The following is a 6,960-nucleotide window of genomic DNA, read 5'->3' as shown; positions in this document are numbered from 1 at the left end:
CATAACCCGAAATCCATAAACAGAGGTGGCTCACTTCTCGATGAAAAACCCGGCTCACTTCTGGGTGGAAATCAACAGCCTGCCGCCTATGAGTTGCACCCAAGTCGTGAAAGGGCGGAGGAAGTCGAGGCCTTGAACGAAGTCGGGCGGCAACGCGAAACCATTTCCGTCAACCTTGATCGGCTGGACGGGCTGCCATAGGTGTAGCTTGGTCCCCATGATTGCAGCAACAGAATCGGCGCCCCTTCTAAGCCACTGTGACAGAAGGACTTTGCCTGAGTGTGGTTAACTAACCGTTAACCGCAGGCCTATGCGCCCGAGACGACCGAATGTTGCAGAGTTGTTGCAGAGCGCGCCCAGAACGACAAAAGCCGCCCCAAGGGGCGGCCCTTATCATCTTGTAATCTCTAGGAGATTTTGGCTCCGGCGGTAGGGATCGAACCTACGACCAATTGATTAACAGTCAACTGCTCTACCGCTGAGCTACGCCGGAACGGTTCGCGCCGTATAGCAACAGCGATTCCGGGCGTCCAGAGGGGGCGCGGAAAATTTTGCGAAAATGGCGAGGTCGAGAACGGCCATGCGGATCACGACTGACACAGCGGCAGCAAAGGTGACCTGAGAGGTGAGGATTTTGGCTCCGGCGGTAGGGATCGAACCTACGACCAATTGATTAACAGTCAACTGCTCTACCGCTGAGCTACGCCGGAACGGTGCGTGCCCTATAGCAACAGCGATTCCGGGCGTCCAGAGGGGGTGGGCATTTTTTCGGGGAAAAATGCCGGTACCCTATTTCAGACGCTCAAACGTCGCTCCGGCGGCCAGGTCTCCGATGGGTGAGACGCGGGTTTTGCCATAAAGATCAACGAGGTGAGCGAAGACGTTGCGCTCGGCCGCAGGCAGCAGGGCGGCCGGTGTCTCGGTATAGATCCGTTCGGCCAGTCCGCGCGCGGTACACGCACCATCCTCCAGCGCCTCCAGGATCGCGGCCTCGCGGCCCTGCCGGTGTTCGATCAGCCAGTCGAGCCGGGCGGCGGGCGCATTCACCGGCGCCCCGTGACCGGGGTGGAACGCGCGCCAGTTGCGGGCGCGCAGCCGGGCGCAGGCGGCCATGAAATCGGTCAGATCGCCATCGGGGGGCGAGACCAGCGAACTGGCCCATCCCATCACATGATCGGCGGTGAAACAGATGTCCTCCCAGGCCAGCGCGATGTGGTTGCCAAGGTGCCCGGGGGTATGGATCACCTCCAGCGCCCAGCCGTCGCCTTCGATAGTCTCGCCATCGGCAACCGTCCGGTCGGGCGTGAACGCGCGGTCGATGCCCTCGCCGCCACCCGCCAGCCCACCGGCGGCCAGCGCCTGCATCACCGCGCTGCGCCCGGCTTCGGGCCCGCCATAGGCCAATACCGGCGCGCCGGTGCGCGCGGCCAGCGGCCGGGCCAGCGGCGAGTGGTCCAGATGCGTATGGGTGACCACGATATGGCTGATGCTCTGTCCCGGCCCCAGCGCCGCCAGAATCGCCTCCAGATGCGCCGCACTCTCCGGGCCGGGGTCGATCACCGCCAGTTCGCGCGTGCCCAGAAGATAGGTGTTGGTGCCGCGATAGGTCATCGGCGAGGGATTCGGCGCCACCACCCGGCGCAGGCCGGGGGTCAGTTCGATGGAGACGCCCACAGGCGGGTCAAAATCGTCGGGCGGGGTCATCATATCCGTCTTTTGCTCCCTGTGGTGGCAGGCTAGGCTTAGCCCATGACCTTCCGTTGGCTCAAACACTATTCTCCGCGCAGCATCTACACCCGGGCGGCGATCATCATCGTGGTGCCGGTGATCGTCGTGCAGATCGTGGTCTCGGTGGTGTTCCTGCAACGCCACCTGGAGGATGTGACCAAGCAGATGACCCTGACCGTGGTGCGCGAGATCGAGATGATCGCGCGCCAGGCGCCCGAGGCGGGCACCCAGGACCACTTTCTGACCACGCTGGCGCCTTTCCTGTCGCCGCTGCACATCACCATGCGCTTCGTGCCACCGGCCGAGGTGCCCAAGGCCGATCTGCTGCCCTGGACCGACTACACCGGCCGCCAGGTGCAGCGCACGATTCGCAACCGTCTGCCACAGGTGCTGGCGGTGGAACTGCCCAACACCCGCCAGGCGCGGCTGTTCCTCGACACCGATCTGGGCGCGGTCGAGCTCAGCTTCGACCGCCGCCGCCTGTCGCCCGCCGCGCCGCATCAGCTGATCGTGACCATGGTGTTCTTCGGCGTGCTGATGACGGCGATTGCATTCCTCTACATGCGCAACCAGTTGCGCCCGCTCAAACGGTTGTCGGATGCGGCGCAGGCCTTCGGTCGCGGCCATACCGTGCCCTACAGCCCCTCTGGCGCTATCGAGATTCGCGCCGCTGGCAGCGCCTTTCTCGACATGCGCGCCCGGATCGAGCGGCAGATCGAACAGCGCACCCTGATGCTGTCCGGGGTCAGCCACGATCTGCGCACGCCGCTGACCCGCCTGAAACTCGGGCTTGCCATGCTGGATGAAGAGGATGCCGCCCCCCTGTTGCAGGATGTTACCGAGATGCAGCAGATGCTCGACGCCTTTCTCGACTTCTCGCGCGGGGTATCGGAATCGGCGCCCGAACCGGTCGACCCGGGTGAATTGCTGCGCCAGATCGTCGAGGATGCCCAACGGTCGCACGGCGATGTGCAACTGATCGCCTGCGAGGGCTGTGACGCGGGCGAAAAGGTCATGCTCCGCCCCATGGCGCTGCGCCGCGCGGTCGAGAACCTGATCGGCAATGCCCTGCGTTATGGCAACCGGGCAGAGGTCAGCCTTGCCATGACCTCGAAATTCCTGCGCATCCGGGTCGAGGATGACGGCCCCGGCATCCCCGCGGACAAACGGGCCGAGGCGATCAAACCGTTCCAGCGGCTCGATGCTGCGCGCAACCAGAACAAGGGCGGCGGCGTGGGCCTGGGCCTTGCCATCGTTGCCGATGTCGCCCGAGCCCATGGCGGCGCGCTCAGGCTGGGCGACAGCCAGCGCCTCGGTGGGCTTTGCGCCGATATTGTGATTGGGCGGTAGGAACTGGTAGGCCTGGCAGGATTTGAACCCGCAACCAAAGCGTTATGAGCGCTCTGCTCTAACCGTTGAGCTACAGGCCCGCCTGCCTGTTGGTTAGGCAATGCGGGCCACAGGGTCAAGCGGTGATTGCGTCGACCTTCGCCTGCGGATCGCGCAGCGCCTCGAGCCGGGCCACCGCGGTCTCGATGGTCAGATCACGGCGGCGGTCGGGGGTGCGGCGCGAGGGGTAGACGGCAAACACATCCTTGATCGGCGGCTGGTACTCCGGCAGCACCAGTTCGAACGCGCCATTGGCGATCTGTTCCGCGACCATGAACCGGGGCACCCGGGTATAGCCCGAGCCAGAGGCGACCGCCCGCATGATCAGGTCAGGGTCGTCGGCGGTGAACCCCACCCGCACCGGCGCCGGATATTCCCGTCCGTCGCGGCGAAGGGGAAAGAACCCCTTGGTCTGATCTTCGTGATGCTGGATGAAATCCAGCCGCTTCATGTCGTCGGGCTGGCGGGGGCGGCCGACCCGGTCGAGATAGGCGGGCGTGGCGATCAGCACGGTTTCCAGCGCCGAGATCTTGCGCCCGAATCCGTCCGTATCGCCCAGCCGCCCGGTGCGGATCGCCAGGTCATAGCCCTCGCGCACCACATCGACCAGCCGGTCCTCCAGACGCATGACGATGTTCAGATCGGGATGGGCGGCGTTCATCTCGATCAGCATCGGCCCGATCACGCTGCGGCCCAGAAAGGAACTGACGCTGATGCGAAAGGTGCCCGAGACGCTGCTTTCCAGCTGGTCCAGCTCGGCCGTCATCCGATTATAGCCCGACAGCAGGGTCTGGGCATGCACATAGACCAGATCGCCCGCCCGGGTCGCATGGATGCCGCGCGCGGTGCGATGCAGGAGTTGCTGGCCGATGGCGGTCTCCAGCTGCTTGATCTGCTGGCTGACCGCCGATTGGGTGATGCCGCGCCTGCGGGCGGCACGGTTCAGGCTGCCCTCGTCCAGGGCAATGGCAAAGGTCTCTAGCAGGGTCAGCCGGTCCATGTCATACCTATAAGCATTGCTGATAACTGTTATCTCAAGGGCAGGGATATCTGCTGCCCAGCTGGCACATTATCTGGGCGTCACGGGGAGATGTCCCGGAACAGATAGTGGAGTTTCTTATGACAATCAATCGCAGGGCTTTCTTGTCCACACTGGCGGCGGCGCCGGTTCTGAGCCTTGGTGGCGGCGCTGTTGCACGGGCCGAGGCGGCCGGGGCAGTGGCGACCACCCATGGTCTCACGTTGGGCGATGCGCGGGTGACGGTGCTCTTGGACGGGCATCTGCCGGTCGGCACCCAGCTGATCAACGGCTATGACGAGGCCCGTGCGCAACAGGTGCTGGCGCAGGGCCTGCACCGGATGCAGGACAACGCGCTGACCATCCCGGTCAACGGCTATCTGGTCGAACGTGGCGGGCGCCGGGTGCTGATCGACACCGGTACCGCCCAGCTGATGGGGCCGGGGCTGGGGGCGCTGCATGCGGGGCTGGCGGCGGTTGGGGTTGCACCCGACACGATCGACACCATCCTGCTGACCCATATGCATCCCGACCACGCCGGCGGCCTGCTGGCCGCTGACGGCACGGCGGCCTTTGCCAATGCCGAACTGGTGGTGGCGCAGCGCGAATGGGACTTCTGGCACGATGACGCCATTCTGGCCAGCGTGCCCGAGGGCAGTCGTGGCTTCTTCGACATGGCGCGCCGCGCGGTGGCGCCTTATGCCGACCGGCTTCGCTTGCTGCAAGGCGAGGGCGAGGCGGCGCCCGGCTTTGCCGCGCTCGACCTGCCAGGGCATACGCCGGGCCATACCGGTTTCATGCTGGATGCGGGCGGCGAGGGGCTGTTGTTCTGGGGCGACCTGATCCACTCGACCGCGTTGCAATTTGCCGAGCCGGGCTGGACCATCGCCTTTGACGCCGACCCGGCCCAGACCGTGGCCACCAGGCGGCGCATGCTGGACCGGGCGGTGGCTGACAACCTGCTGGTGACCGGCGCGCATCTCGACTTCCCGGCGCTTGGCCGGGTGCTGCGGCAGGACGCGGCCTATGCCTGGCAGCCCGCGCCCTGGCAATTCGGCCTCTGACGCCCCCAGCCCCGCACCCAATGTCGCGGTGCGGGGCGATCCCTGTTCCCTTCCGTTTCGCCTTGCGCTAAAGGCTGCCGCAACGTTTTGGAAGGAGCCAGAGGATGACCAGCGGCAAGAACGGCATCACCTATGCCGAGGCAGGGGTGGATATCGACGCGGGCAATGCGCTGGTGGACCGGATCAAGCCGGCCGCCAAGCGCACCAACCGCCCCGGCGTGGCCAGCGGGCTGGGGGGCTTTGGCGCGCTGTTCGACCTCAAGGGGGCAGGCTACACCGACCCGGTGCTGGTCGCGGCCACTGACGGGGTCGGCACCAAGCTGCGCATCGCCATCGACACCGGGCTGGTCGACGGCGTCGGCATCGACCTGGTTGCCATGTGCGTCAACGACCTGGTGTGTCAGGGCGCCGAGCCGCTGTTTTTCCTCGATTATTTCGCAACCGGCAAGCTCGAGACCGAGCAGGCCGCCCGCATCATCGAAGGTATCGCCGAAGGTTGCGTGCAGTCCGGCTGCGCCCTGATCGGCGGCGAGACCGCCGAGATGCCCGGCATGTACCCGGCGGGCGATTTCGACCTCGCAGGTTTTGCGGTTGGCGCGATGGAACGCGGCACCGCGCTTCCCGAAGGCGTGGCCGAGGGTGACGTGCTGCTGGGCCTCGCCTCGAACGGGGTGCATTCCAACGGCTATTCGCTGGTGCGCAAACTGGTCGAGATCTCGGGCAACACCTGGGAATCGGATTGCCCCTTTGGCCCCGGCAAACTGGGCGAGGCGCTGCTGACGCCGACCCGGCTTTATGTGCGCCAGGTGCTGGCCGCGATCCGCGCCGGGGGCGTACACGCGCTGGCCCATATCACCGGCGGCGGCCTGACAGAGAACCTGCCGCGCGTCCTGCCCGAGGGCATGGGCGCCACCATCGACCTCGACGCATGGGATCTGCCGCCCGTGTTCCGCTGGATGGCCGAGACCGGCGGCATCGCCGAGGCCGAGATGCTCAAGACCTTCAACTGCGGCATCGGCATGATCGTGGTCTGCGCCGCAGACCGGGCCGAGGCGCTGGCCGAGCTGCTGAGGGCCGAAGGCGAAACTGTCGCCCGCATCGGCACCGTCACCACCACGCCCGGCATCGCCTACACGGGCAAGCTGCTGTGAGCGCAAAGCGCGTCGCGATCCTGATCTCGGGCGGCGGGTCGAACATGGTCACGCTGGTAGACAGCATGACCGGTGACCATCCGGCGCGCCCCTGTCTGGTGCTGTCCAATGACGCGGGCGCGGGCGGGCTGGCCAAGGCCGCCGCGCGCGGCGTGCCCACGGCGGTGGTCGATCACCGCCCCTTTGGCAAGGATCGTGCCGCGTTCGAGGCCGAACTGATCAAGCCGATTCTCGATGCGGGCACCGATATCGTCTGCCTTGCCGGGTTCATGCGGGTGCTCACGGCCGGGTTCACCGACCGGTTTCAGGGCCGGATGCTGAATATCCACCCCTCGCTGCTGCCCAAATACAAGGGGCTGCACACCCATGCCCGCGCGCTGGCCGCCGGTGATACCGAACATGGCTGCACCGTGCACGAGGTGACCTCAGAGCTCGACGACGGCCCGATCCTGGGTCAGGCCCGTGTCGCCATCGAACCCGGCGACACGCCGGAAACCCTCGCTGCCCGGGTGCTGAGCTGGGAACACAAACTCTATCCTGCCGTCCTGCGCCGCTTTGCCGGCGGCGATCGCCGCCCGGTCTGGTTGCCCTGATGTAAACCCAGTGTTGC

7 protein-coding genes and 3 tRNA genes are annotated in these 6,960 nt (G+C 65.9%); 5 read left to right on the top strand and 5 right to left on the bottom strand.

Features of this window, described 5'->3' with window-relative positions:
* A partial coding sequence (locus tag G0P99_RS24410) for a hypothetical protein (RefSeq protein ID WP_203582963.1) occupies positions 1-201 on the top strand: 201 nt, incomplete at its 5' end.
* A 217-nt stretch (positions 202-418) separates the two neighbouring features.
* On the opposite strand, the gene G0P99_RS04145 is transcribed toward G0P99_RS24410, so the two are convergent.
* The 3 genes from G0P99_RS04145 to G0P99_RS04135 all read right to left on the bottom strand — a co-directional run bounded on the left by G0P99_RS04145 (position 419) and on the right by G0P99_RS04135 (position 1,704).
* Positions 419-493 (bottom strand) — tRNA-Asn (locus G0P99_RS04145).
* A gap of 142 nt (positions 494-635) precedes the next feature.
* Positions 636-710, bottom strand: a tRNA-Asn gene (locus G0P99_RS04140).
* 79 nt (positions 711-789) lie between these two features.
* Complete coding sequence (locus tag G0P99_RS04135) at positions 790-1,704, bottom strand: MBL fold metallo-hydrolase (RefSeq protein WP_164128014.1); 915 nt, start codon at positions 1,702-1,704, stop codon at positions 790-792.
* 45 nt (positions 1,705-1,749) lie between these two features.
* Here G0P99_RS04135 and G0P99_RS04130 point away from each other — a divergent pair, with 45 nt between their 5' ends.
* Entirely contained in the window at positions 1,750-3,078 is a 1,329-nt protein-coding gene (locus G0P99_RS04130) for an ATP-binding protein (RefSeq protein WP_164128002.1), read from the top strand.
* Positions 3,079-3,082: 4 nt separating this feature from the next.
* Here G0P99_RS04130 and G0P99_RS04125 read toward each other — a convergent pair.
* Together G0P99_RS04125 and G0P99_RS04120 are read right to left on the bottom strand one after the other, a co-directional pair.
* Positions 3,083-3,158: transfer RNA gene (locus G0P99_RS04125), tRNA-Ile, on the bottom strand.
* Between the two features lie 35 nt (positions 3,159-3,193).
* A complete protein-coding gene (locus G0P99_RS04120; RefSeq protein ID WP_164128000.1) occupies positions 3,194-4,117 on the bottom strand; it encodes a LysR family transcriptional regulator in 924 nt (307 codons plus the stop codon).
* 119 nt (positions 4,118-4,236) lie between these two features.
* On the opposite strand from G0P99_RS04120, the gene G0P99_RS04115 reads away from it, so the two are divergent.
* The 3 genes from G0P99_RS04115 (at position 4,237) to purN (ending at position 6,943) form a co-directional block, all read left to right on the top strand.
* Positions 4,237-5,199, top strand: a complete 963-nt coding sequence (locus tag G0P99_RS04115; RefSeq protein WP_164127998.1) for an MBL fold metallo-hydrolase — start codon at positions 4,237-4,239, stop codon at positions 5,197-5,199.
* 104 nt (positions 5,200-5,303) lie between these two features.
* Entirely contained in the window at positions 5,304-6,350 is a 1,047-nt protein-coding gene (gene purM, locus G0P99_RS04110; protein ID WP_164127996.1) for a phosphoribosylformylglycinamidine cyclo-ligase, read from the top strand.
* Positions 6,347-6,943, top strand: a complete 597-nt coding sequence (purN, locus tag G0P99_RS04105) for a phosphoribosylglycinamide formyltransferase (protein ID WP_164127993.1) — start codon at positions 6,347-6,349, stop codon at positions 6,941-6,943. Before purM ends, purN begins: the two co-directional genes overlap by 4 nt.
* The last annotated feature ends 17 nt before the right edge of the window (positions 6,944-6,960 follow it).

The organism is Ruegeria sp. PrR005, from assembly GCF_010500245.1.
GTDB classification, from domain to species: domain Bacteria; phylum Pseudomonadota; class Alphaproteobacteria; order Rhodobacterales; family Rhodobacteraceae; genus Ruegeria_B; species Ruegeria_B marisflavi.
This window is presented reverse-complemented; position numbering and strand designations above follow the sequence as displayed.

Bases quoted from the DNA above. Each gene is read 5' to 3' on its own strand.
- G0P99_RS04135 (WP_164128014.1), bottom strand. From the start codon at position 1,704: ATGACCCCGCCCGACGATTTTGACCCGCCTGTGGGCGTCTCCATCGAA.
- G0P99_RS04115 (WP_164127998.1), top strand. From the start codon at position 4,237: ATGACAATCAATCGCAGGGCTTTCTTGTCCACACTGGCGGCGGCGCCG.
- G0P99_RS04120 (WP_164128000.1), bottom strand. From the start codon at position 4,117: ATGGACCGGCTGACCCTGCTAGAGACCTTTGCCATTGCCCTGGACGAG.
- G0P99_RS04130 (WP_164128002.1), top strand. From the start codon at position 1,750: ATGACCTTCCGTTGGCTCAAACACTATTCTCCGCGCAGCATCTACACC.
- purM (WP_164127996.1), top strand. From the start codon at position 5,304: ATGACCAGCGGCAAGAACGGCATCACCTATGCCGAGGCAGGGGTGGAT.